This is a genomic window from Paraburkholderia sp. GAS82, from assembly GCF_050436285.1.
Classification (GTDB): Bacteria; Pseudomonadota; Gammaproteobacteria; order Burkholderiales; family Burkholderiaceae; genus Paraburkholderia; species Paraburkholderia phenazinium_B.
On record NZ_JBNDLX010000001.1, the window covers coordinates 48,232 to 71,222 of the forward strand.

The 22,991-nt window shown below is 62.9% G+C and carries 22 protein-coding genes; 13 read left to right on the forward strand and 9 right to left on the reverse strand.

Features of this window, described 5'->3' with window-relative positions:
• Positions 1–92 precede the first annotated feature (92 nt).
• Positions 93–416 (reverse strand): ferredoxin FdxA, encoded by a 324-nt coding sequence (gene fdxA, locus P3T17_RS00250; RefSeq protein WP_429404006.1) that lies wholly within the window; start codon positions 414–416, stop codon positions 93–95.
• A 260-nt stretch (positions 417–676) separates the two neighbouring features.
• On the opposite strand from fdxA, the gene pncB reads away from it, so the two are divergent.
• The 5 genes from pncB to P3T17_RS00275 all read left to right on the forward strand — a co-directional run bounded on the left by pncB (position 677) and on the right by P3T17_RS00275 (position 6,648).
• Positions 677–1,873: a nicotinate phosphoribosyltransferase gene (gene pncB / locus P3T17_RS00255; protein WP_074263819.1), complete on the forward strand. Its 1,197-nt coding sequence runs from the start codon at positions 677–679 to the stop codon at positions 1,871–1,873.
• Between the two features lie 152 nt (positions 1,874–2,025).
• Positions 2,026–2,685, forward strand: a complete 660-nt coding sequence (locus tag P3T17_RS00260) for a LutC/YkgG family protein (protein WP_429404008.1) — start codon at positions 2,026–2,028, stop codon at positions 2,683–2,685.
• Positions 2,682–4,106, forward strand: coding sequence for a sodium:proton antiporter (locus tag P3T17_RS00265; RefSeq protein WP_429404010.1), 1,425 nt, complete (start codon positions 2,682–2,684; stop codon positions 4,104–4,106). Before P3T17_RS00260 ends, P3T17_RS00265 begins: the two co-directional genes overlap by 4 nt.
• 74 nt (positions 4,107–4,180) lie before the next feature.
• Entirely contained in the window at positions 4,181–5,170 is a 990-nt protein-coding gene (locus tag P3T17_RS00270; protein ID WP_429404012.1) for a 2-hydroxyacid dehydrogenase, read from the forward strand.
• The gene (locus P3T17_RS00275; RefSeq protein ID WP_429405435.1) at positions 5,170–6,648 is read left to right on the forward strand and encodes a DNA recombination protein RmuC; all 1,479 of its coding nucleotides are present in this window, start codon (positions 5,170–5,172) and stop codon (positions 6,646–6,648) included. The genes P3T17_RS00270 and P3T17_RS00275 overlap by 1 nt, the downstream gene beginning before the upstream one ends.
• Positions 6,649–6,661: 13 nt before the next feature.
• On the opposite strand, the gene P3T17_RS00280 is transcribed toward P3T17_RS00275, so the two are convergent.
• The 6 genes from P3T17_RS00280 to P3T17_RS00305 form a co-directional block, all read right to left on the reverse strand.
• The gene (locus tag P3T17_RS00280) at positions 6,662–7,162 is read right to left on the reverse strand and encodes an N-acetyltransferase family protein (protein ID WP_429404014.1); all 501 of its coding nucleotides are present in this window, start codon (positions 7,160–7,162) and stop codon (positions 6,662–6,664) included.
• The gene (locus P3T17_RS00285; RefSeq protein WP_074263824.1) at positions 7,162–7,437 is read right to left on the reverse strand and encodes a hypothetical protein; all 276 of its coding nucleotides are present in this window, start codon (positions 7,435–7,437) and stop codon (positions 7,162–7,164) included. Before P3T17_RS00285 ends, P3T17_RS00280 begins: the two co-directional genes overlap by 1 nt.
• 62 nt (positions 7,438–7,499) lie before the next feature.
• On the reverse strand, positions 7,500–8,807 hold the full coding sequence (gene moeA / locus P3T17_RS00290) for a molybdopterin molybdotransferase MoeA (RefSeq protein WP_429404015.1): 1,308 nt from the start codon (positions 8,805–8,807) through the stop codon (positions 7,500–7,502).
• A 104-nt stretch (positions 8,808–8,911) separates the two neighbouring features.
• On the reverse strand, positions 8,912–9,466 hold the full coding sequence (gene mobA / locus P3T17_RS00295; protein WP_429405437.1) for a molybdenum cofactor guanylyltransferase MobA: 555 nt from the start codon (positions 9,464–9,466) through the stop codon (positions 8,912–8,914).
• A 79-nt stretch (positions 9,467–9,545) separates the two neighbouring features.
• Positions 9,546–10,655 carry a GTP 3',8-cyclase MoaA gene (gene moaA / locus P3T17_RS00300; RefSeq protein ID WP_429404017.1) on the reverse strand — a complete coding sequence of 370 codons (1,110 nt, stop codon included), beginning with the start codon at positions 10,653–10,655 and terminating at the stop codon, positions 9,546–9,548.
• Between the two features lie 151 nt (positions 10,656–10,806).
• Entirely contained in the window at positions 10,807–14,211 is a 3,405-nt protein-coding gene (locus P3T17_RS00305; protein WP_429404019.1) for an Rne/Rng family ribonuclease, read from the reverse strand.
• Between the two features lie 731 nt (positions 14,212–14,942).
• On the opposite strand from P3T17_RS00305, the gene P3T17_RS00310 reads away from it, so the two are divergent.
• The 4 genes from P3T17_RS00310 to P3T17_RS00325 are packed head-to-tail and all read left to right on the forward strand — an operon-like array spanning position 14,943 to position 18,032.
• Positions 14,943–15,968 (forward strand): RluA family pseudouridine synthase, encoded by a 1,026-nt coding sequence (locus P3T17_RS00310; protein WP_429405439.1) that lies wholly within the window; start codon positions 14,943–14,945, stop codon positions 15,966–15,968.
• A complete protein-coding gene (locus P3T17_RS00315) occupies positions 15,961–16,620 on the forward strand; it encodes an HAD-IIIA family hydrolase (RefSeq protein ID WP_429288155.1) in 660 nt (219 codons plus the stop codon). Before P3T17_RS00310 ends, P3T17_RS00315 begins: the two co-directional genes overlap by 8 nt.
• Positions 16,617–17,009: a Rieske (2Fe-2S) protein gene (locus P3T17_RS00320; protein ID WP_429288156.1), complete on the forward strand. Its 393-nt coding sequence runs from the start codon at positions 16,617–16,619 to the stop codon at positions 17,007–17,009. The genes P3T17_RS00315 and P3T17_RS00320 overlap by 4 nt, the downstream gene beginning before the upstream one ends.
• A gap of 18 nt (positions 17,010–17,027) precedes the next feature.
• On the forward strand, positions 17,028–18,032 hold the full coding sequence (locus P3T17_RS00325; protein ID WP_429404021.1) for a S49 family peptidase: 1,005 nt from the start codon (positions 17,028–17,030) through the stop codon (positions 18,030–18,032).
• 136 nt (positions 18,033–18,168) lie between these two features.
• Here P3T17_RS00325 and P3T17_RS00330 read toward each other — a convergent pair whose 3' ends face one another.
• Both P3T17_RS00330 and P3T17_RS00335 read right to left on the reverse strand, forming a co-directional pair.
• A complete protein-coding gene (locus P3T17_RS00330) occupies positions 18,169–18,888 on the reverse strand; it encodes an SAM-dependent methyltransferase (RefSeq protein ID WP_429404023.1) in 720 nt (239 codons plus the stop codon).
• Complete coding sequence (locus P3T17_RS00335; RefSeq protein ID WP_074263833.1) at positions 18,885–19,502, reverse strand: Maf-like protein; 618 nt, start codon at positions 19,500–19,502, stop codon at positions 18,885–18,887. The genes P3T17_RS00330 and P3T17_RS00335 overlap by 4 nt, the downstream gene beginning before the upstream one ends.
• A 279-nt stretch (positions 19,503–19,781) precedes the next feature.
• On the opposite strand from P3T17_RS00335, the gene P3T17_RS00340 reads away from it, so the two are divergent.
• The 4 genes from P3T17_RS00340 (at position 19,782) to P3T17_RS00355 (ending at position 22,966) form a co-directional block, all read left to right on the forward strand.
• On the forward strand, positions 19,782–20,420 hold the full coding sequence (locus tag P3T17_RS00340; RefSeq protein WP_074263834.1) for a DUF177 domain-containing protein: 639 nt from the start codon (positions 19,782–19,784) through the stop codon (positions 20,418–20,420).
• Between the two features lie 99 nt (positions 20,421–20,519).
• On the forward strand, positions 20,520–20,699 hold the full coding sequence (rpmF, locus tag P3T17_RS00345; protein WP_074263835.1) for a 50S ribosomal protein L32: 180 nt from the start codon (positions 20,520–20,522) through the stop codon (positions 20,697–20,699).
• Between the two features lie 171 nt (positions 20,700–20,870).
• Positions 20,871–21,977 carry a phosphate acyltransferase PlsX gene (gene plsX, locus P3T17_RS00350; protein WP_429404025.1) on the forward strand — a complete coding sequence of 369 codons (1,107 nt, stop codon included), beginning with the start codon at positions 20,871–20,873 and terminating at the stop codon, positions 21,975–21,977.
• Entirely contained in the window at positions 21,977–22,966 is a 990-nt protein-coding gene (locus P3T17_RS00355; protein ID WP_429404027.1) for a beta-ketoacyl-ACP synthase III, read from the forward strand. The genes plsX and P3T17_RS00355 overlap by 1 nt, the downstream gene beginning before the upstream one ends.
• Positions 22,967–22,991 lie beyond the last annotated feature (25 nt).

Genomic DNA, 22,991 nt, shown 5'->3' on the forward strand with positions numbered 1-22,991 from the left:
CGAATCGGCGTAGCTGGGGAGGGTGATACAGGGACCGGGGCGCAGCAGCCGGGTGCGACCTCGAGGCCGTGGGCCGCCGCGCGTGGGGGCGATCAACGAGCGAGCAGGGCCAGCTTTTCCTTCACGTCCTTAAACTCGTCTGCCTCGGGCAGCGGGGCCTTCGTCTTCGTGATGCTCGGCCAGCCCTTGGCGAGATCGGCATTCAGCGCGATGAAGTCCTGCTGGTCGCCCGGCACGTCTTCTTCGGCGTAGATGGCGTTCACCGGACATTCGGCGACGCACACAGCACAGTCGATGCACTCATCGGGGTCGATCGCGAGGAAGTTGGGACCTTCGCGAAAGCAGTCCACCGGGCACACATCGACGCAGTCGGTATAGCGGCACTTGATGCAGCTTTCGGTCACAACGTGAGTCATTCAGGCAGCTCCTGCATGCGGTATCGGGGAGGCGAAACGCCAAAAGCGCTATTGTAGCGTAACGTCAAGAGGCATATGCAGCACGGGCTCACCCGGTTTATACGTTTTCGTGATTAGTTTATGGCACTGCGTAAGGCTGCCTGCGCCATATGCCCGCGCGCATTCGGGTAACATGCGTCAGGTCGGCGCGCCGGGGCGTGCCGCAGGCGCATGGGCCCAGTCGGGCCTTCCGTTCTTCCTGCAGTCCGGTACGCACCATCATGATTATTACTTCGCTGCTCGATACTGACCTGTACAAGTTCACGATGATGCAGGTGGTTTTGCATCATTTCCCTGCCGCGAGCGTGGAATACCGCTTCCGCTGCAGGACGCCGAACGTCGACCTCGTGCCTTATATCGAGGAAATCCGCGGCGAAGTGCGCAAGCTGTGCGAATTGCGTTTCACCGACGACGAGCTCGACTACCTGCGTCGCATGCGCTTCATCAAGGGCGATTTCATCGAGTTCCTCGCGCTCTTCCATCTGAACGACAAGTACATTTCGATTACCCCTTCGCCGAAGGGCAATGGCGAGATCGACATCGAGATCAAGGGTCCATGGCTGCATACGATCCTGTTCGAGATTCCGGTGCTGGCGATCGTCAATGAGGTCTACTTTCGCAACACGCAGCGGGAGCCGGCCTACGGCGAAGGCCGTGAGCGTCTCTCCGAAAAGATCAAGCTGCTCGGCGCACGCCCGGAATTCGCGGACTGCAAGATCGCCGACTACGGCACGCGCCGCCGCTTCTCGAAGCGCTGGCACGAAGAGGTGATCCTGACGCTGAAAGACGATCTGGGCGAGCAGTTCACCGGCACCAGCAACGTTTTCTACGCCATGAAGCATGGCCTCACGCCGCTCGGCACGATGGCCCACGAATACCTTCAGGCCTGCCAGGCGCTCGGCCCGCGGCTGCGCGATTCGCAGATCTACGGCTTCGAGATGTGGGCAAAGGAGTATCGCGGCGACCTGGGCATTGCGCTGTCCGACGTGTACGGCATGGAAGCGTTCCTGCGCGATTTCGACATGTACTTCTGCAAGCTGTTCGACGGCGCGCGTCACGATTCAGGCGACCCGTTCGAGTGGGGCGAGCGGCTTCTGAAGCACTACGAGGCGAATCGCTGCGATTCGCGCACGAAGATTCTCGTGTTCTCCGATGCGCTCGATATTCCGAAGGTCCTGCAACTGTACGAACGCTTCCGCGGACGCTGCAAGCTCGCGTTCGGCGTCGGCACCAACCTGACCAACGACCTCGGCTATAACCCGCTTCAGATCGTCATCAAGATGGTTCGCTGCAACGGTCAGCCGGTCGCCAAACTGTCCGATTCGCCGGGCAAGAATATGTGCGACGACAAGGCGTACCTCGCTTATCTGCGCCAGGTTTTCGGCATCAAACAGCCGGACGAGGAAGTCTCGCCGTAACGGCAGTGACTTCCTGTGCGGGCGCTTGGTGCGCGCCCGCTTAGGCCATCTGGACGAGTGTCCGCGAGTGAGGTGGCCGGTATAATTCTCGCGATACCTGCCTGTCGCACGGCTATCGAAAGAAACGAGACACTCGCGAGGATTTGGCCCACATGGATACATCGATCGCCCGCCGCAACATCCTGGCGCGCATCCGCGCAGCCCAGGGCCGCGAAGCCGAGCCGGCCGAATCCGAGCGCGAAGCCGCTGCCGACTATCTCGCACGACATCCGCAAGGTCCGCGGCCAACTATGCCGGACGATCTGGTCGCGCGTTTTATCGAAGAGGCGCAGAAGCTGTCCACCACCGTTGAGAGCGTCGACGCCTTGAGCGATGTGCCGGCTGCGGTGCTTCGCTATCTCACGCAGCACGGCTTGCCGCTGCAGGCCATTGCCTGGCAAACGCTGCAAGACCTCAACTGGACCGAAGCAGGTCTCGGCATCGAATTTCGCAAGCCGGAAGATGGCGATGTAGTCGGCATCACCGGCTGCTTCTGCGCAACAGCGGAGACCGGCACGCTGGTGCTGTTGTCGGGACCCGAAACCTATGCATCCGCCGGTCTGCTTCCCGAAACGCACATTGCGATCGTGCCGGCCTCGCGCATCGTCGCCGGTCATGAAGACGCCTTCAACCTGATTCGCTCCGAACGGGGCGAACTGCCGCGCGCCGTCAACTTCGTATCGGGGCCGTCGCGTACCGGCGATATCGAGCAGACCATCGTGCTCGGCGCACACGGGCCGTATCGGGTGCACGTGATCGTCGTGCGTACATGAAGCGACATGCTGTGTGGACGAGCATCGTGCTCGCCGCCGTAATGGCGCTTGGGCCGCAAATCGCGTCGGCCGCGACGCTTGATGGCGCAACCCTGTCGGCATGGTGGGGCGCGCCATTTGCCGGTGTGCTGCTGTCGATTGCCGTGTTCCCGCTCATCGCGCCGACTTTCTGGCATCACCATTTCGGCAAGATCGCGGCAGGCTGGGCCATCCTGTTTCTGGTGCCGTTTGGTGTGATGTTCGGTGCCGGCGTAGCGCTCGGCTCGTTCGTTCACGCCATGCTCGAAGAGTACGTGCCGTTCATCGTGCTGTTGACTGCGCTCTATACGGTGGCGGGCGGCATCTGCGTGCGCGGGAATCTGCACGGCTCGCCACGCATGAATACGGCGATCATCGCGCTCGGTACGGCACTCGCCAGCATCATGGGCACGACCGGCGCGGCAATGCTGCTGATCCGGCCACTGCTGCGCGCCAACGATAATCGCAAGCACGTCGTGCATGTGGTGGTGTTCTTCATCTTCCTCGTCGCTAACGCGGGCGGCTCGCTTTCACCGCTCGGCGACCCGCCGCTCTTTCTCGGTTTTCTCAACGGCGTGGGCTTTTTCTGGACCACGGTGCATCTGGCTTTGCCGATGGTGTTCGTGTGTGGCGTCCTGCTCGTGGTCTTCTACGCGCTCGATTCGTACTTTTACCATCGTCGTGAAGAGGAGCGTTCGCCGTTTCTCGATCCCACGCCCGATACGCCACCGCTCGGCATCGACGGCAAGATCAATTTCGTGCTGCTTGGCGTGGTCATTGCGCTCGTGCTGATGAGTGGCCTGTGGAAACCGCGTATCGAGTTCGACGTTTTTGGCACTCACGTCGCGTTGCAAAACGCATTGCGCGATGTGGCGCTGATCGGCGTCACGCTGCTCTCGCTGGCGGTGACCCCGCGCGCGGCGCGCGAGGGCAATGCGTTCAACTGGGCGCCGATCGAAGAGGTCGCGAAACTGTTTGCCGGCATCTTCGTGACGATCGCGCCGGTCATCACGATTCTGCGCGCGGGTGAGGCAGGCGCGTTCGCGGGTATCGTGCATCTGGTCAACGACGCGTCGGGCCAGCCGCGCGACGCGATGTACTTCTGGGCGACGGGTTTGCTGTCGTCGTTTCTTGACAACGCGCCTACCTATCTGGTGTTCTTCAACCTGGCCGGCGGCGACGCGCAAACGCTGATGACGAAGGGCGCCACCACGCTGGCCGCGATTTCCGCCGGCGCGGTATTCATGGGCGCGAACAGCTATATCGGCAATGCGCCGAACTTCATGGTGAAGGCGATTGCGGAGTCGCGTGGCGTGCGTATGCCGAGCTTTTTTGCTTACCTAGGCTGGTCCGTCGTTATTCTGGTGCCGGTGTTTCTCGTGACGGGCTGGCTGTTCTTTTAGCTTTTAGAGCCATTGATGACGGTTGACTGCAGCTCGGCCGCAGACGGTCCCGCTGCGCTATTCGGAGAATTGCAATGCAGAAGATCCTGGTTGCCCGTCCGATTTTTCCGGACGTGATCGAGCGCCTCAAACAGTATTTCGAGGTGGACTGGAACAACGGCGAAGTCTTGCCTGCCGACGAACTGACGCAGCGGCTTGCCGATAAGGACGGCGCGCTGACGGCCGGCGACCCGATCGACGCAGCCGTGCTGGCGGCAGCACCGCGGCTGCGAGTGGTGTCGAATATGGCAGTCGGCTACAACAACTTCGATATGGCCGCGTTCAACGCGGCGAACGTACTCGGCACCAATACGCCGGACGTCCTGAACGAGTCCACTGCCGATTTCGGCTGGGCGCTGATGATGGCGACGGCACGCCGGATCGCCGAGTCCGAGCACTGGCTGCGCGCCGGAAAGTGGCAGAAGTGGGCGTACGACGGCTTTCTCGGTACCGACCTGTACGGTTCGACGCTCGGTGTGATCGGCATGGGCCGCATTGGCCAGGCACTGGCGCGTCGCGCCCGCGGCTTCAACATGCAGGTGATCTATCACAACCGTTCGCGGGTCGCGCCTGCTATCGAAGCCGAGCTGAATGCGGAGTATGTGTCGAAGGCAGACCTGTTGCGGCGGGCCGATCACGTCGTCCTGGTGCTGCCCTATACGAAGGAAAACCATCACACGATCGGCGCAGCGGAGCTCGCGCAGATGAAGCCGACCGCGACGCTGACCAACATCGCGCGCGGAGGCATCGTCGACGACGCCGCGCTCGCCGAGGCGCTGCGTGCGAAGCAGATCGCAGCGGCCGGTCTCGATGTCTACGAAGGCGAGCCGAATCTAAACCCGGCGCTGCTGACCGTGCCGAATGTCGTGCTGACGCCGCATATCGCAAGCGCGACGGAAGCGACCCGGCGCGCCATGGCCAATCTCGCGGCCGACAACCTGATTGCCGGGTTGGGTGAAGGTCCGAATGCAGGCCATCCGCCGAGCGCGATCAATCCGGATGTGATCGGCAAGGCGCGTTCATGATGACGTTGTTGTTGCCCGCGGCGGTCGTGGTATTGGCCGTCGCTTTGGTGATCGCCTTGCTCGTATTGATGCGTGGTGGCCGTCAGAGTGATCTGCAGGCGCAGCTCGACCAGTTAGGCGATCACGTTGGCTCGGCAGCGCAGGAGCAGTCGCGCGCGTCCGAGCGGATCGAGCGCGAGTTGCGCAGCGAGATCAAGGAGACCGCCCGCGTCTCGCGAACCGAACTGAACGGCGGCTTCTCGCAGTTTCAGCAGACGCTTGCCGCGCAGTTCACGAGTATGACGACGCTGCAGAACGGCAAAATCGACGGCTTCGCGCAGCAACTCGTCAGACTCACCGAAACCAACGCGCAGCAACTCGAAGCGGTCCGGCTGAGCTTGCAGCAGCAGGCGCAGCAGGCGCGCGACGAGCAGGGTGCCACGCTTAAGCGTTTCGGTGAGACGCTGACATTGCAGCTCGGGCAACTGATGGAATCGAACGATCGCCGTTTTGCCGAAATCCGCACGACGATCGAACAACGTCTGAAGGACATCGAGACAAACAACGCGACCAAGCTCGAAGAAATGCGCCGCACGGTCGACGAGAAGCTGCACGCCACACTCGAGCAGCGTCTGGGCGAATCGTTCAAGCAGGTCTCGGACCGGCTCGAGCAGGTGCATCGCGGGCTGGGGGAAATGCAGACGCTTGCCGCAGGCGTTGGCGATCTGAAGAAGGTGCTGACCAACGTCAAGACGCGTGGCACATGGGGCGAAGTGCAGCTCGAGGCGCTGCTCGAACAATTGCTGACCGCGGATCAATACGCGAAGAACGTCGCAACGGTGCCGAAAAGCGCCGACCGGGTCGAATTCGCGATCAAGTTGCCGGGCCGGCAAGACCCGGAAGGTGTAGCGGTGCCGGTATGGCTGCCGATAGATGCGAAATTCCCGCGCGAGGACTACGAGCGGTTGATCGAGGCTCAGGAGCGTGCCGACCCGGTGGCGGTCGAAGAAGCGTCGCGGGCGCTGGAAGGGCGTATTCGTGCCGAGGCCCGCGCGATCTCTGAGAAGTATGTCGCGCCGCCGCACACCACCGATTTCGCCTTGCTGTTCCTGCCGACCGAAGGGCTCTACGCGGAAGTTCTACGCCGGCCGGGCCTCACCGACACGCTGCAGCGTGACTACCGGGTGACGATAGCCGGACCGACCACGCTCACGGCATTGCTCAACAGTCTGCAGATGGGCTTCCGAACGCTGGCCATCGAGAAGCGCTCGAGCGAAGTCTGGCAGGTGCTCGGCGCGGTGAAGACGGAATTCGGCAAGTTCGGCGACGTACTGGCGAAGACGAAATCGCAGCTCGAAACGGTGACGCGTTCGATCGAAGCTGCGGAAACGCGCACGCGCATGATGAACCGCAAGCTGCGCGACGTCGAAGCGTTGCCAGGAGAGCAGGCGAGCGGCTTATTGGGAGATGCGCTGCTTGGGGCAGACGCGGAGGAATAAGGCGGATCCGGCTTTACCCAGCCTTTGCCGCCTTTACTCCGGCCAATTCCTCAAGGGCATCACCCGTGATGCGCACGACGCGCCAATCCGGCAACACGGTCGCGCCCATCTTCTCGTAGAAACCGATGGCCGGCTGATTCCAGTCGAGCACCGTCCATTCGAACCGGCCGCATTGCCGTTCGACGGCCAATGCCGCCAGTTCGCGCAGCATCCGCGTGCCCAGCCCAGTGCCGCGCTGCGACGGCTGCACATACAGGTCTTCCAGGTAGAGTCCACGCCGGCCGAGGAAGGTCGAGAAATTATGGAAGAACAGCGCATATGCGACGATGCGGCCGTCTTCTTCCTGCGCGACCATGGCTTCGGCCGAGGGCCGCGCGCCGAACAGCGCGTCATGCACGCCTGCTTCGGTGGCGACGAACAGATGGGTGAGCTTCTCGAACTCAGCCAGTTCGAACATCAACGAAAAAATGGCGCTCACGTCGGCGCTCGTCGCGGCACGAATGGTGGCGGCCATTAAGCTTCCTCTTGAACGTCGCTCAACTGGATTTCGATGCCGCCAAACCGCGACGCGACCCAGTTATACGCATGGCAGGCGATCCACAACAGCACGAAACCAAGAATCGCGTTCAGCAGCAGCGCGCTGAACACGGTGCTCAGCTCGACCGAACCGTAGCGGATAAACGCAACCAGTACCCCAAGCAGCACGATAGGCACACTGAAGGTCAGATACACCAGGATCAGCGCCTTGGCGGTCTGTCCCGGCGCGATGAACGAGATCTGTTTTCTCATGTAAGTCAAACCCGTTGGTCGTTGTGAGGGTAAGGGTTGAGGGTCAGCGGCAGCCGGGCGTGTCAGATCAGCCCGTCGAACAGCATGATATCGACGCTTTCGCCAGCCGTGATGTCAGAGCGTTCGTGCTCGAGCACGATAAAGCAATTGGCTTCGCTCATGGAACTGAGGACCCCCGAGCTTTGCGAGGGAGTCGGCGTGACATGCCATTGGCCGCGCGCATCGCGTGTCGCTACGCCGCGCTGGAATTCGGTGCGGCCTGCACGCTTGCGGATGAGCTCGCGACTCGTGGCTTGCAGAAGCGTCGACGGTTGCGGCGTGGCGCCGGACATGACCACCAATGCTTCGCGCACGATCTGGTAGAACGTCACCATCACGGCGACCGGATTGCCCGGCAGGCCGAAGAATAACGCGGGCAGGCCGAGGCCGGGGCGTTCGCCTGACCAGACGCGGCCGAACGCGAGCGGGCGCCCTGGACGCATGGCGAGACTCCAGAACGCGACGTCCCCGAAGGTCTGCAATAACTGCTGGGTGAAGTCCGCCTCGCCGACGGAGACGCCACCCGAGGTCAGGACCACGTCGGCGCTGGCTGCGGCGCTGCGTAGCGCGGCCTCGAGCGCGGCGGGCTCATCCCGTACGACACCGAGGTCGAGCGGGTCGATGTTCATCCGCCGCAGCATGGCAAACAGCGTGTGACGATTGCTGTCGTAGACGCAGCCGGGATCGAGCGGCTCGCCGAGCGAGCGCAGTTCGTCGCCGGTAGAAAAAAATGCGACCCGCAGACGCCTGCGCACCGGCACTTCGGCGATACCAAGCGAAGCGATCAGCCCGAGGTCCGACGCGCGCAAGATCCGGCCGGCTCGCAGCGCTACGCTGCCGCGCGGCAGGTCTTCGCCGGCGAGGCGCCGGTTGGCGCCGCCGCGCACAGCGCTGGCGGCAAAGCGGATCGTCTCGCCGCTGCGTGTGACGAGTTCTTGCGGCACGACCGTATCGCAATCCGCCGGCATCGAGGCGCCCGTCATGACCCGCACGCACTCCGTTACCGCAACCGCGCCGCCAAACGGGTGGCCAGCCAGCGCCTTGCCGGCGAGCGTCAGTTCAACGCTGTTCGCCTCGCTGTTTGCCTGACCGGCGAGCACGGCGCTGCGGAAGGCGTAGCCGTCCATTGCCGAGTTGTCGTGCGCGGGTACGTCGCTGGGCGACACGATGTCTGCGGCCAGCACGCGGTCAAGCGCATCGTGCAGCGGCACGTGTTCGACTGCAGTGACGGGCGTGGCCCACTGCCGCACGATCGCCTGCGCGGCCGTGACCGGCAGCGCCTGAGGATCGTACTGCGCGACGCAGCTGGAAAATTCGTTAAGCGTGGTCATGAATGGAGAGGCGTCGCGGCCGGATGCGCTCGGCTGGATTGGGTGAGCGCCGTGCGTCCGGAGCAGAACATCGGCTGCAACCTCGTTGACGTCTGAACGACGTCTCAATGGCGTTCAAGGTCGGCCAGTTCTTGTAAAGAGTTGATATTGTAAAACGCGCGCTCATCAGGAAAGGCGACTTCAACCGTCTTGTGGCGCGCGTACCACGCGCGGACCTTACGTTCACCCGCTTGCAGAAAGGCGGACAGGTCATCGGCCAGACTGGTGCGCAACAGCGCGAAGACAGGGTGAATCGAGGTCTTGCCGTGCGTGTCGACGGTGGTGACGGTGGCGATATCGGCTTGTTGTGCATCGAGGGCATCCGCGAGCCGCGCGGCGAGATCGGCCGGCAGTCCGGGTGAGTCGCATGGCGCGCTGACCACGAACGGGGTTCGAGCGGCGCGTAGGCCGGCTAGCAGACCCGCCAGCGGGCCGGGGAAGTCCGCTACGCTGTCTGCTACGACGCTCGCGCCAAATGGCGAGCCGAGCGCGGCATAGACCTCGGGATGACGATTGGCGCTGATGAGTAACGATCCAGTCTGCGGCGCGAGTCGCTTCATGACGTGCAAAGCGAGCGCTTCGCCGTGCAGCAGTTGCAACCCTTTGTCGACACCGCCCATACGCGTGCCGCGACCGCCGGCGAGAACGAGGCCGGTGAGATTGGCTGGCAGGGGATTGAGTGCGGCAGGCAAGACGGCCTCAGCCGCCGATGTACGACATTTCGACGCGGCGCTCGTCTGGCGATTGCGATACCGCAGCGCTGCTGCCGCGCAGTTCGGAATAGCGATCGCCGCGGGCCTGCCAGATATGTGCGACCGCGGAGGCGATCTGTGCATCGCTCGAGCCATTGCGCACCAGCGCACGTAGGTCGTGTCCCGCTGACGCAAACAGGCACAGGTACAGCTTGCCTTCCGTGGAGAGCCGGGCGCGTGTACAGGTGCCGCAGAACGCCCGGGTGACGCTCGAAATCACGCCGATCTCGCCGCTGCCGTCGGTGTAGCCCCAGCGCTGCGCAGTCTCGGCGGCGCTGTGCGCTTCGAGCGGCACCAGCGGGAAGTGTTCGCCGATCCTTTCCACGACCTCGGCCGACGGCAGCACTTCAGCCATGTTCCAGCCGTTCGACGTGCCCACGTCCATGTACTCGATAAAGCGCAGCACGCAGCCCGAGCCTTTGAAGTGGCGTGCCATCGGCACGATTTCGCCATCGTTGGTACCGCGCTTGACCACCATGTTGACCTTGACCGGCGCAAGGCCCACCGCCTGGGCGGTGGCGATGCCTTCCAGCACGTCGTCCACAGCGAAGTCCGCATCGTTCATGCGACGAAACAGCGTGTCGTCGAGCGCGTCCAGGCTGACCGTGACGCGCGTCAGTCCGGCGTCTTTCAGGCTGCGCGCCTTGCGGGCGAGCAGCGAACCGTTAGTGGTAAGCGTGAGATCGAGCGGCCGGCCTTCCGGCGTGGTGAGTTGCGCGAGCCGTTCGATCAGGTATTCCAGGTTTTTGCGCAGCAGCGGTTCACCGCCTGTCAAGCGGATCTTTTCTACGCCATGTGCGACGAAAAGCCGCGCCAGGCGCTCGATTTCCTCGAAGCTCAGCAGCGCGCTGTGCGGCAGGAAGGCGTAGTCCTTGTCGAACACCGCGCGCGGCATGCAGTAGACGCAGCGGAAGTTGCACCGATCCGTCACCGAGATGCGCAGATCCCGCAGCGGGCGCGACAGGGTGTCGCGCAGCACGCCGCTAGGCGTCTGCACGGGGCCGGTGATAACCGGGACCGCGCTGACGTCGGCAACAGGGATGATGCGTCGGGACATGGATCGCTTCAATTGGGGTGCAGACTTCCATTTTAGCGGAACGCCCGTCCACCCACATGGAACGAATACCCGCATTCAGGCAAACAAAAAGCCCGCCGGTGAGGGCGGGCTTTCTGGACAGCAGGGCGTTGACAGCGCCCGGTGTAACGGCTTACTGCGGGTGCTTCGCCGTTTCGACCTGCTGCATCGGCGCATTGTCGACCGGCGGCAGCGGCTTGCGCTCGCGCGGCACGCGGGCTGGCTTCGCAACTTGCGCAGCGGCTTCCTGCGCGGCACGCAGCTTGGTGGCGTCGGTGTTGACCCACACCAGGCCGGCGCTTTCCAGTACCGGCTGCAGGGCTTCCGGCGACAGACCGTTGTTGCGCGGCACAACTGGCGCTACAGCAGCGACCGGTGCCGGTTCGACAGCCTGCGCAGGCTCAACCGCAGGTTGCGGTGCTGCCGGTGCGGCTACTTCTTCGGGCGCGGCAGCTTGCGGCGCTGCTTCGACCACTGGCTGCTGTGCTTCCACCGGTGCAGCAACCACGACCGCCGGAGCGACCGAGGTTGCCGGCGTCGCTTCCACGACCGGAGCCTGAACGGCGGCCGGCTCGGCAGCGAACGTCTCTGCAGCAGCGGGCTCAACCGCTGCCGGTGCCTGTACTGGCGCTTCGACCGCCGGCGCTTCGTGAACCGGTGCCTGGAACACAGGCGCCGCAGGTGCTGCGCTCGTCGTTTCGACGGCAGCGCTTGCGGTTTCATGTGCGGCTTCGGTTGCGACCGGCGCAACAGGTGCCACGGGCGCGGCCGGTGCCGATACAACCGGCGCCGGTTCAGCGTGCGTGACTACCGGCGCTTCGGGCGCGGCTGCTTCTGCGACCGGCACGAAAGCTTCGGTCTTGGCAGCCTGTTCGGCGGCCAGAACCGGCGTTTCGGTTGCGGCATGCAGTTCGGTGACGACCGCCGTTTCCGTTGCGACCGCAGCAACGACCACTTCGACCGGTGCGCTTGCCGGCGCTTCGTGACGGGGCTGCTGAGCCGGCGCCTCGACTGCTGCGCTAGCCGTTTCGCCTTCCGTTTCCGCACTTTCGACAGACTCGGCACCTTCGGCGTTGACGTTACCGTTCACGCCTTCTTCTTCGCGCTCACGACGGCCGCCACGACGACCGCGACGGCGGCGACGACGCTCTTCGCCTTCACGGGCCACGGCTTCCTGATCGACGGGAGCGCCGCCTTCAAGGTTGCCGGCCTGGTTTTGCGTCAGCAGATCGGTCTGGTTTTCGTCCTGGCTCAGCGCTTCGGCGCCTTCCGGTTGCTGCTTGCGACGCTCGCCGCGTTCCGGACGATCACCGCGATCGCGACGTTCGCCGCGTTCCTGGCGTTCGCCTCGCTCGGCGCGCGGTGCGCTTTCCACGGTTTCGCCACGGTCCGCGCGTTCCTGACCGCGCTCGCCGCGGTTGTCACGCCCTTCGCGCTCGCCACGCGGCTCGCGGCTTTCGCGCGGCTCACGGTTGCCACGCGGTTCCCGTGTTTCGCGCGGCTCGCGACCCTCACGCGGTTCGCGCGACTCGCGTGCTTCACGCGGCTCACGACCCTCGCGGGCTTCACGTCCTTCGCGACCTTCGCGTTCGTCACGACGCTGCGACGGCTGGCCTTGACGGCCGCCAACCGCAGCACCTTCGCCACGCGCCGCGCCATCACGGCCGCTCGCGCCGCCACGGCGATTATTGCGACGATCGCCGCCGCGCTCGCCCGTGCGCTCACCGCGCTCCGGACGATCGCCGCGTGCCGGACGCGCCGTCTGCTCGACGGGTGCCGGTGCGACCGGTGCGGGCGCCGCCGGCGCCGCGCCGAACAGCTTCTTCAGCCAGCCAATGAAACCGCCACCAGCCGGCGTCACTGCCACAGGGGCAGGCGTAGCGGCAGCAACCGGGCGAACCGGAGCGCTAGGCGCCGGCTTTTCAGGCGTGATGCCCTTGACCGCGGCTTCCTGCTTCGGCTTCACTTCCTCGGCGCGCTTGCTGTAACCGGTTTCCGATTCCAGCTCGCGGGCCGCTTCTTCGGCCATCTTCCACGAAGCACGCGGCTCGTCGAGGCGCGCATCGTCGTGACGCAGGCGCTCGAGCTTGTAGTGCGGCGTGTCGAGGTGCTTGTTCGGGATCAGGACGACATTGACCTTGAAACGCGACTCGATCTTGTTGATTTCGGCGCGCTTCTCGTTCAACAGGAAGGCGGTCACTTCGACCGGCACCTGGCAGTGGATGGCCGCGGTGTTTTCCTTCATCGCTTCTTCCTGAATGATCCGCAGCACTTGCAGCGCGGACGATTCAGTATCGCGGATGTGGCCCGTGCCGTTACAGCGCGGGCAGGTCACGTGGCTGCCTTCCGACAGGGCCGGACGCAGACGTTGACGCGACAGTTCCATCAGGCCGAAGCGCGAAATCTTGCCCATCTGGACACGTGCACGGTCGTGCTTGAGCGCGTCTTTCAGGCGTTGTTCGACTTCGCGTTGGCTCTTGGCCGACTCCATGTCGATGAAGTCGATCACGATCAGGCCGCCCAGGTCGCGCAGGCGCAACTGGCGGGCTACTTCGTCGGCGGCTTCGAGGTTGGTGCGTGCAGCCGTTTCCTCGATGTCGGCGCCCTTGGTGGCGCGCGCCGAGTTCACGTCGATGGCCACCAGCGCTTCGGTGTGGTCGATCACGATCGCACCGCCCGAAGGCAGCGGCACCGTGCGCGAATACGCCGTTTCGATCTGATGTTCGATCTGGAAACGCGAGAAAAGCGGCACGTCGTCGTGATACCGCTTCACCTTGCTGACATTATCCGGCATCACGATATCCATGAAGGCGCGGGCCTGGTCATGAATTTCGGTGGTGTCGATGAGGATTTCGCCGATATCCGGCTGGAAATAGTCGCGAATTGCGCGGATCACCAGGCTCGATTCGAGATAAATCAGCATCGGCTGACCGGTCGAACCGCTTTGCGACGCGGCTTCGATGGCGCGCCACAGTTGCATCAGGTAGTTCAGGTCCCACTGCAGTTCTTCGGCGGAGCGGCCAATACCAGCCGTACGCGCGATGATGCTCATGCCTTCCGGCAGTTGCAGCTGCGCCATGGTTTCGCGCAGTTCCTGACGGTCGTCACCTTCGATCCGGCGCGACACGCCACCGCCGCGCGGATTGTTCGGCATCAGGACCAGATAACGGCCTGCCAGCGAAATAAAGGTGGTGAGAGCAGCGCCCTTGTTGCCGCGTTCTTCCTTTTCGACCTGGACGATCAGTTCCTGACCTTCCTTCAGGGCGTCCTGGATACGGGCGGAACGCATGTCGACGCCGTCGCGGAAATACTGGCGGGCGACTTCCTTGAACGGCAGAAAACCGTGACGGTCTTCGCCGTAGTTGACGAAACAGGCTTCGAGCGACGGCTCGATGCGAGTGATGATGCCCTTGTAAATATTGCCTTTGCGCTGTTCGCGACCGGCGGTTTCGATGTCGATATCGATGAGTTTTTGCCCATCGACGATGGCTACGCGCAGTTCTTCCTGCTGCGTTGCATTAAACAACATTCGTTTCATTGAACGACTCCAGAGCGGCTTAGCCTGCGCCCACGCCTCGCGTTTATTGGACGCAAAGGACGTTCGAGGCAGCGGCATGCCGCGCTTTATTGTGTTTTCACAAGCACGCTGGAGCGGGAAAAATGGCGGGGAGAATTGCCTGAGAGGGCCCGGTCCATACAGAAGGACGCGGTGCCGCAGGGCACATGCGAACACGGCTTCAAATAACGGCCTGACACGCCGCGGGTACTGCCGGCTGACCTATACACACCTTCGTCCACTCGCGCCGGTGCGCCAACTGGGCGCGTGACCGGAGGGTCGAAGGCTGCGGTCGAGCCGCAGCGGGAAGTTCGCGCAATAGGCGCGTCTTTTCTCGCCGGGGGTGTCTCGCCTCATTTTGACGTCGCCATGTCTTGTACTTTCTACAAGACGCCTTGGGCGCACGCCGTATTTTCGCAACCGGAAGCCTCGTCCTGCAGGGCGTCAAACCGCCGATACCCGAGGCTCGCAGTTAAATTCTTTTTTACCAAAATTCCGTTACCGCGGAGCCGACCGTGACCGAACGCGCCTGTGGGCGCCGTCCCTGCCGGGTGCTGACTCCGTGCGTACAACTTGTTGCATCTCGTTATGCGGGTGAGCAACCAGACCCGGGCGCAAGTAAAATGACTGTTTATCGCTTGCACCTGCGCAGACTGCCGGAATACCGGACAATGCGCCGGCCGCCGCAGACTGCTGGGCAAATTATATTCAGAATGAAAGAGTTAGGCAAAATATCCCAGAAATCGGTCGCAAGTGACCAGGTCTCGATGATCGAGATCGATGATGGCGCGGCCGGACAGCGCATCGACAACTTCCTGTTACGCGTCTGTAAAGGCGTGCCTAAAAGCCATATTTATCGCATCCTGCGTAGCGGGGAAGTGCGTGTAAATAAGGGCCGGGTCGATGCGCAGTACCGTCTCGAGCATGGTGATCTCGTGCGCGTGCCGCCGATCCGCATCGCTCAAGGGACCGAAGCGAGCGCTCACAATCCCGTGCCAGCCGCCCATTTCGAAATTCTTTTTGAAGATGACCACATGCTGGTCATCGATAAACCGGCCGGCGTCGCCGTCCATGGTGGCAGCGGGGTGGCGTTCGGGGTAATCGAGCAGATGCGCGAGGCGCGTCCGCAGGCAAAATTTTTGGAACTGGTGCACCGTCTGGACCGCGAAACCTCCGGTGTCCTGATGCTGGCGAAGAAGCGCGCGGCACTTGTTAACCTGCACGAGCAGATTCGTGAGAACCGCATGGACAAGCGCTACTTTGCGTGCGTTCATGGCGAGTGGGCGAGCGACTGGGGCCGCCGCCGGGCGGTCAAGGAGCCGCTGCACAAGTATCTGACGGCGGATGGCGAACGCCGCGTGCGGGTCCAGGCCGACGGGCTGGCGTCGCACACGGTGTTCAATCTGGTGAATCGCTGGCCGGACTACGCGCTTCTCGAAGCGGAACTGAAGACGGGTCGCACGCATCAGATCCGGGTTCACCTCGCGCATCTGGAGTTGCCGATCGTCGGCGACGTCAAATATGGCGATTTCGCACTGAATAAAGAGCTGGCGCGCACCAATGCGCGTCCTGGACTGAAGCGGATGTTTCTGCACGCGTACCGGCTCAAGCTGGCACACCCGGCTACCGGCGACGTGCTGCAGTTCGAGGCGCCGCTACCGGCGGAATGCCGGCGTTTCATCGATCAGCTCAATGAAATCAATAACGGGGCAACCCCGGAGACGAATACGCATGGCTAGAGAGCAATTTGATCTGATCGTCTTCGATTGGGACGGCACCTTGATGGATTCGACCGTGCATATCACGCGCAGTATCCAGTCGGCGTGTCGCGATCTCGGCTTGCCGGTGCCGGCTGATGAGGCGGCGAGCTACGTGATTGGCCTCGGGCTGCGCGACGCGCTGCAGATCGCCGCGCCGACGCTCGACCCGTCCGAGTATCCGCGTCTGGCCGAGCGCTACCGTTTTCACTATCTGGTCAAAGATCAGACCACGGAGCTTTTTGCTGGAGTGCGCGAAATGCTGCAGGAGTTGCGCGATCAGGGTTATCTGCTTGGTGTCGCCACCGGCAAGAGCCGTGTGGGCCTGAACCGGGCGCTCGACCAGTCGCGCCTCACCAGCCTGTTCGACGGTACCCGCTGTGCCGACGAGACTTTCTCGAAGCCTCATCCGGCAATGCTGCATGAGCTGACCCGTGAACTGGGTCAGGATGTGGCACGCACGGTGATGGTCGGCGATACGACCCATGACCTGCAAATGGCGATCAACGCCGGCGTGGCAGGCATCGCCGTGACCTACGGCGCCCATCCGGAGGCCTCGCTCGCTGCGCTCGAGCCGAAGTTCGTGGCGTCGAGCGTCAGCGCGCTGTCCGGCTGGTTGCGCGAGAACGCATGAGCATGTCTGCCATCGAACCCGTGCGGATCTGCGCTTCCGACGAACTGGTCGAGGGCGGCACAGGGCTGCGCCGCCAGGCGAAATATGTCGACGGGGATGCGGTTGTTTTCTTTGTCCGCTATGGTGGCGAGGTTTTTGGTTATCTGAACCGCTGTGCGCACGTGCCGATGGAGCTCGACTGGGCTGAGGGTCAGTTCTTCGAATCATCGGGTTTATACTTGATGTGCGCCACGCACGGCGCAATTTACGCGCCGGATACAGGTAAGTGTGTCGGCGGTCCGTGCCGTGGCGGCAGGCTGCGTCCCGTTCAGGTAGACGAACGGGATACACCGGATGGCCGCGCGGTATTCTGGCTGCCGGACGACGACCTGCGTCCGGTCACCCCCTGACTCTTTGATCTGCGACGCATGGCCGACAATCTCACTCCCGATCCGAACCAACCGTCCTCAGCGGGCCGCAGGCCGACGCCAACTGATGAACCGGGCTGGGAGCGCGCCGCGCTCGAACGCATTGCGCTCGCTGCCATCAGCGAACAGCGCGCGGCGCGGCGTTGGAAGATCTTCTTTCGCTTCGTCTTCGTCATCCTGCTGCTGCTGGTGGTCTGGGGCGTGTTCGACTTTTCCGGCGAGAAGGTCGCCACCACCGGGCGCCACACCGCACTGGTCACGCTCGACGGGGAAATTGCCGCGGACACGAATGCGAACGCCGATGATGTCGACTCCGCATTGGAAAGCGCCTTCGACGACGCCGGCACGGCGGGCGTGGTCCTGAGCTGCAACAGTCCGGGCGGCAGTCCGGTGCAGGCGGGCATCATCAATCGCGATATCCGTCGTCTGCGCGCCAAATATCCGTCCATCCCGCTGTATGTGGTGGTGGGCGACATGTGCGCCTCGGGCGGGTACTACGCGGCCGCAGCGGCAGACAAGATTTACGTGGATAAGGCGAGCATCGTCGGCTCGATCGGCGTGCTGATGGACGGCTTCGGATTTACCGGGCTGATGGACAAGCTCGGCGTCGAGCGGCGTCTGCACACCTCGGGCGAAAACAAGGGTTTCTTCGACCCGTTCTCTCCGGAGACGCCGAAGATGGACGCGCATGCCCAGGAAATGCTCGACCAGATCCACCAGCAGTTCATCGACGCGGTGCGCGAAGGCCGCGGCAAGCGGCTGCATGAGACGCCGGATATCTTCTCGGGTCTGTTCTGGACCGGTCAGCAGAGTGTTGATCTTGGTCTGGCGGATGGCTTTGGCGACTCTGATTACGTCGCGCGCGAGATTATCAAGGCGCCGGATATCGTCGATTACACCGTGAAGGAAAGCATCACCGATCGCGTGGCGCGCAAGTTCGGCGCGGCGGTTGGCAGCGCTGCGGTTCACGCGATGGTGCTGGGCGGGAAGATGAGCTTGCGGTAAACAGTGACGCAGGGAGTCGCTTACCGCGGGGACGGTCAGTCGGTCGGCGGCTGGTCAAGCGGAAGTCGCCCAGTCAAGTAGCGGCCGCCGCGTCGGGCGGCCTTCGTCCTTGCAGGTCCGGCGGCCGGCCCCTCTTTCAGACGGCAAGAAGCAGGAAGATCGCCGGGCGCTTGTGCAGATCGAGCACCGGCGCCTTTTTCCAATCCGACACGGTTCGACTCGCAATCGTCTCGGTCTCCAGCGTCAGATCCACTGCGACACACACCAGCGTCGACGGCGCGCAGGTCGCCAGCAAAGTATCGAGCAGTGCCTTGTTGCGATAAGGCGTCTCGATAAAGATCTGCGTCTGCTTTCCCTTGCGCGACTGCTGTTCCAGATCGCGCAGCCGCTTGGCCCGTTCGGCTGCGTCCACCGGCAGGTAACCGTGAAAGGCGAAACTCTGGCCGTTCAGGCCGGAAGCCATCAACGCCAGCAGAATCGAGCTCGGTCCCACGAACGGCACAATCTTGACGCCGCGCTCGTGCGCCCGCCGCACCAGCAGCGCACCCGGATCGGCGACCGCCGGACAACCGGCCTCCGAGACGAGGCCCGCATCCGTGCCTGCCAGGACCGGCGCCAGCAGTTTTTCGATCTCGCCCGCCGGGGTATTCACGTTCAACTCGCGAATCTCGATTTCCTGGATCGGCCGTTCGGTGCCGACTTTCTTCAGGAAGGCGCGCGTGGTTTTCGCGTTTTCGCCGATGTAATAGTGCAGAGCCGCGGCGCGCGCCCGCACTGGCGCGGGCAGCACGGCGTCGAGCGCGTCCGCGTCACCTTCGCCCAGGGTGTTCGGGATCAGATACAGTGTGCCGCTCATCGTGCCCCCAACAGTGGAAAACCGGCCGCCAGTAGCATTCGCGACAACGCGATCAGCGGCAGTCCGACCAGCGCGGTCGGATCGTCCGACTCGATCGCATCTAGCAGCGCAATGCCGAGCCCTTCGGATTTGGCACTGCCGGCGACATCGTAAGGCGTTTCGGCTCTCAAATAGGCTTCCAGTTCAGCGTCTGACAGATTCCGGAAGCGTACCGTCGTCACGACATCAAGCGTCTGGGCGCTGCTGTCGCGACTGTCGAACAGGCACAGCGCGCTATGAAACAGCACTTCGCGGCCGCGCATGGCCTGCAGCTGGGCAAGCGCCTTGTCGTGCGAGCCCGGTTTGCCAATCTGCAGACCGTCGTAAGTGGCGACCTGATCTGAGCCGATCACGAGTGCGTGTTCACCGGCGGCCAGTTTGGCTGCGACCGCCCGTGCTTTATCCTCGGAGAGCCGCAGGGCGGTCGCTTCGGGCGTTTCTCCCGGGTGAGGCGTTTCGTCGACAGCGGGCACGACGACATCGAACGGCACGCGCAGGCGTTCCAGAAGCTCGCGGCGGTAGCGCGAACTCGACGCCAGAATCAGGCGCGGCGGGCGGGAAGAGATATCCGGCATGGTGAACCAAAGGCTAGGGAGAGCAGGCCGCACGGGCTTTCGCGCGTGTGGGCTTAAGTGTTTGACTCGAAAAGACAAAACGGATATGATTTTGGGCTTTTCATCGGTATGTGAACGTTGCGCTGCAGGGAAACCTCGGGGAAGCCTCGTGAAAATCCCGCGCAAACCCCCAATGCGGTCTTGCTGCAATCAGGGTTTGTCTCGTAGTAGCAGCGCCTCGGCAGGCGGCATACTGACCTGATTTACCCCGGCTAAATCCGTGCCGACGCAGGAGCGCACATGACTCAACATCCTGGCAAACCTGCAGGTCTCGCCGACCCGCATGATGTCGATCTTTTCGAATTCGCGCGGAGTGGCTGTCAGGCCGCGGGTCTCGTGCGCGTCTCGCAACTGCCGCGCATGTTAAACGAAGTTCCTGCGGAAGCGCCAGAGCGCGAAAGCGCGTTCACCTGGCAGGCCGAAGGGGCAACGCAGCCGGAATTGCAGGACGACGGCACCGAGGGTCCGCAGCCTTATCTGAGGCTCGCGATTCACGGGTCGGCATGGCTCGAATGTCAGCGGTGTCTCACGCCGTATCTGCAGGCGTTCAACGTCGATGCGACTTACCGGATCGTCAACACTGAGGCGGAAGCCGAAGAGTTTCCGCTCGACGAGGATGAAGTCGATGTGATCGTGGGTTCAGCCCATTTCGATCTTATCGACTTGATCGAAGAAGAGTTGCTGCTGAGTTTACCGCTGGTGCCCAAACACGAGGTTTGCCCTGAAGTGCACGAGTCGCTCGTGTCTGGGGTGGCCGGTGATGAGGGCGACGAAGCTGGAGAGGATGAGGCTGAAGAGGGCGGCGAGCCCGCCCGGCCCAATCCGTTTGCGGCGCTCGAAGCCCTCAAGAAGGGTGGTTCCGGCGGCGAGAAGCACTGAACAGTTGCATAGGAGCGCGATGCGGCGCGTTGGCCATTCGGCCAGTGACGATTGCCGTATCGGGCTGTGTTAGAATTCGGAAAATTTTTAGGAGTTATCATGGCAGTCCAACAAAACAAGAAGTCGCCGTCGAAGCGCGGCATGCACCGCTCGCACGATTTCCTCAGCGCAGCGCCGCTGGCTGTGGAACCGAGCACGGGTGAAGTGCATCTGCGTCACCACGTTAGCCCGAACGGCTACTATCGCGGCAAGAAAGTCGTCAAGACGAAGAACGACTAATCGTCCCGTTGCGTTGCGCCCCTTGGCGTTTCGCGTGGCGATCGGCTCGCTTGACATTTTCCCGGCTCGACAAAAAGGCGGCATCTATGGCCGCTTTTTTGTGTCGAACGCAGTTAGCCGTCTAGCGCTTGCTGCGTTCCCATGCAGAGCTCCTGAAATTCGTCGCACTCCATGACAGTAAAGCTCACGATAGATTGCATGGGAGGCGACCACGGCCCGTCCGTGACCGTTCCCGCGGCTGTCAGTTTCGTTCGTTCGCATCCCGATGCGCAGTTGATGCTCGTCGGTATCGAAAGCGTGATCCGCGCCCAGCTCAAGAAGTTGAAGGCCGAGGGCGACTCTGCGCTGGTCATCGTGCCGGCTTCAGAGATCGTCGCCATGGACGACTCGGTTGAAGTCGCGCTGCGCAAGAAGAAAGACTCGTCGATGCGCGTGGCACTCAACCGCGTCAAGGAAGGCGAGGCTCAGGCCTGCATCTCCGCCGGCAACACCGGTGCGCTGATGGCGGTGTCCCGCTATGTTCTGAAAACGCTCCCGGGTATCGAACGCCCGGCGATCGCGTTCGCATTGCCCAATCCAACCGGCTACACGATGATGCTCGACCTGGGCGCCAACGTCGATTGCGAGCCGCAGCATCTGCTGCAGTTTGCGGAGATGGGGCATGCGCTCGTGTCGGCGCTCGAGGGCAAGGAACGTCCTACGATCGGTCTGCTTAACATCGGCGAAGAGGTCATCAAGGGCAACGAGACCATCAAGCGTGCCGGTGAGTTGCTGCGGGCGAGTACACTGAATTTCCACGGTAACGTCGAGGGCGACGATATCTTTAAGGGCACGACCGATGTGATCGTCTGCGACGGTTTTGTCGGCAATGTCGCGCTGAAGACATCGGAAGGGCTCGCGCAGATGTTGAACGACATCATCAAGGAAGAGTTCGGCCACTCGTGGCTGACCAAGGTGATGGGGCTTCTCGCGTTGCCGGTACTGTTACGCTTCAAGAAGCGGGTCGACACCCGGCAATACAACGGTGCAGCGCTGCTCGGCCTGCGTAGTCTCGTGATCAAGAGCCACGGCTCGGCGGACGCGTACGCGTTTGAGTGGGCGATCAAACGCGGGTATGATGCCGTCAAAAACGGCGTGCTGGAACGCCTTGCGCGGGCGATGGAAGAGAACGCGAGTTCTCTGGAACAGGTTGCGCGCGACGCAAGCGGCGCGGGTTATGCAAGTCCGGCCGCAGGCCAGCCAGCCGAGCCCTACGCTGCGCTATCCTCGAAGGCATAATGGCTCAATCGACAATTTATTCCCGCGTGCTGGGAACCGGCAGTTATCTGCCACCCGGGCGCGTCAGCAATCAGGACCTGGCCGAACGTCTTGCCAGGCAGGGCGTCGAAACCAGCGACGAGTGGATCGTAGCCCGCACCGGCATCCACGCACGCCATTTCGCAGAACCTGATGTCACCACTAGCGATCTCGCGCTTATCGCCGCCCAGCGCGCGATCGAAGCTGCCGATGTCGACCCGCAATCGATCGACCTGATCATTGTCGCCACCTCCACGCCCGACTATGTGTTTCCTAGCACGGCGTGTCTGCTGCAGAACAAGCTCGGCATCAAGAATAACGGCGCGGCGTTCGACGTGCAGGCTGTCTGTTCGGGCTTCGCTTATGCAGTGGCAACGGCGGACAGTTTCATCCGCAGCGGTCAGCATCACACTGCGCTGGTGATCGGTGCGGAGACCTTCTCGCGCCTGCTCGATTTCAATGACCGCACGACCTGCGTGCTGTTCGGCGACGGCGCTGGCGCAGTCATCCTCTCGGCCTCGGAACAGCCTGGCGTGCTTGCCAACGCGCTGCATGCCGACGGCAGTCATTCCAACATTCTCTGCACGCCGGGCAACGTGAACGGCGGTGTGATCGCCGGTAGCGCGTTCCTGCATATGGACGGCCAGGCGGTGTTCAAGCTCGCCGTCAACGTGCTCGAGAAGGTCGCCGTCGAAGCGCTTAACAAAGCTGGCCTCACAGCGGAACAGGTCGATTGGCTGATTCCGCATCAGGCCAATATCCGTATCATGCAAAGCACGTGCCGCAAACTGGGCCTGCCGCAGGAGCGCATGGTCGTCACGGTGGGCGAGCACGGCAATACGTCGGCTGCGTCCATTCCGCTCGCGTTCGACGTCGCCGTGCGCGACGGCCGTATCAAGCGTGGCCAGAACGTCCTGATCGAAGGCGTTGGCGGTGGCTTCACGTGGGGCGCGTCGGTTATCCGCTATTGATCTGCGTTTGAGGCGGCGCTTCGGC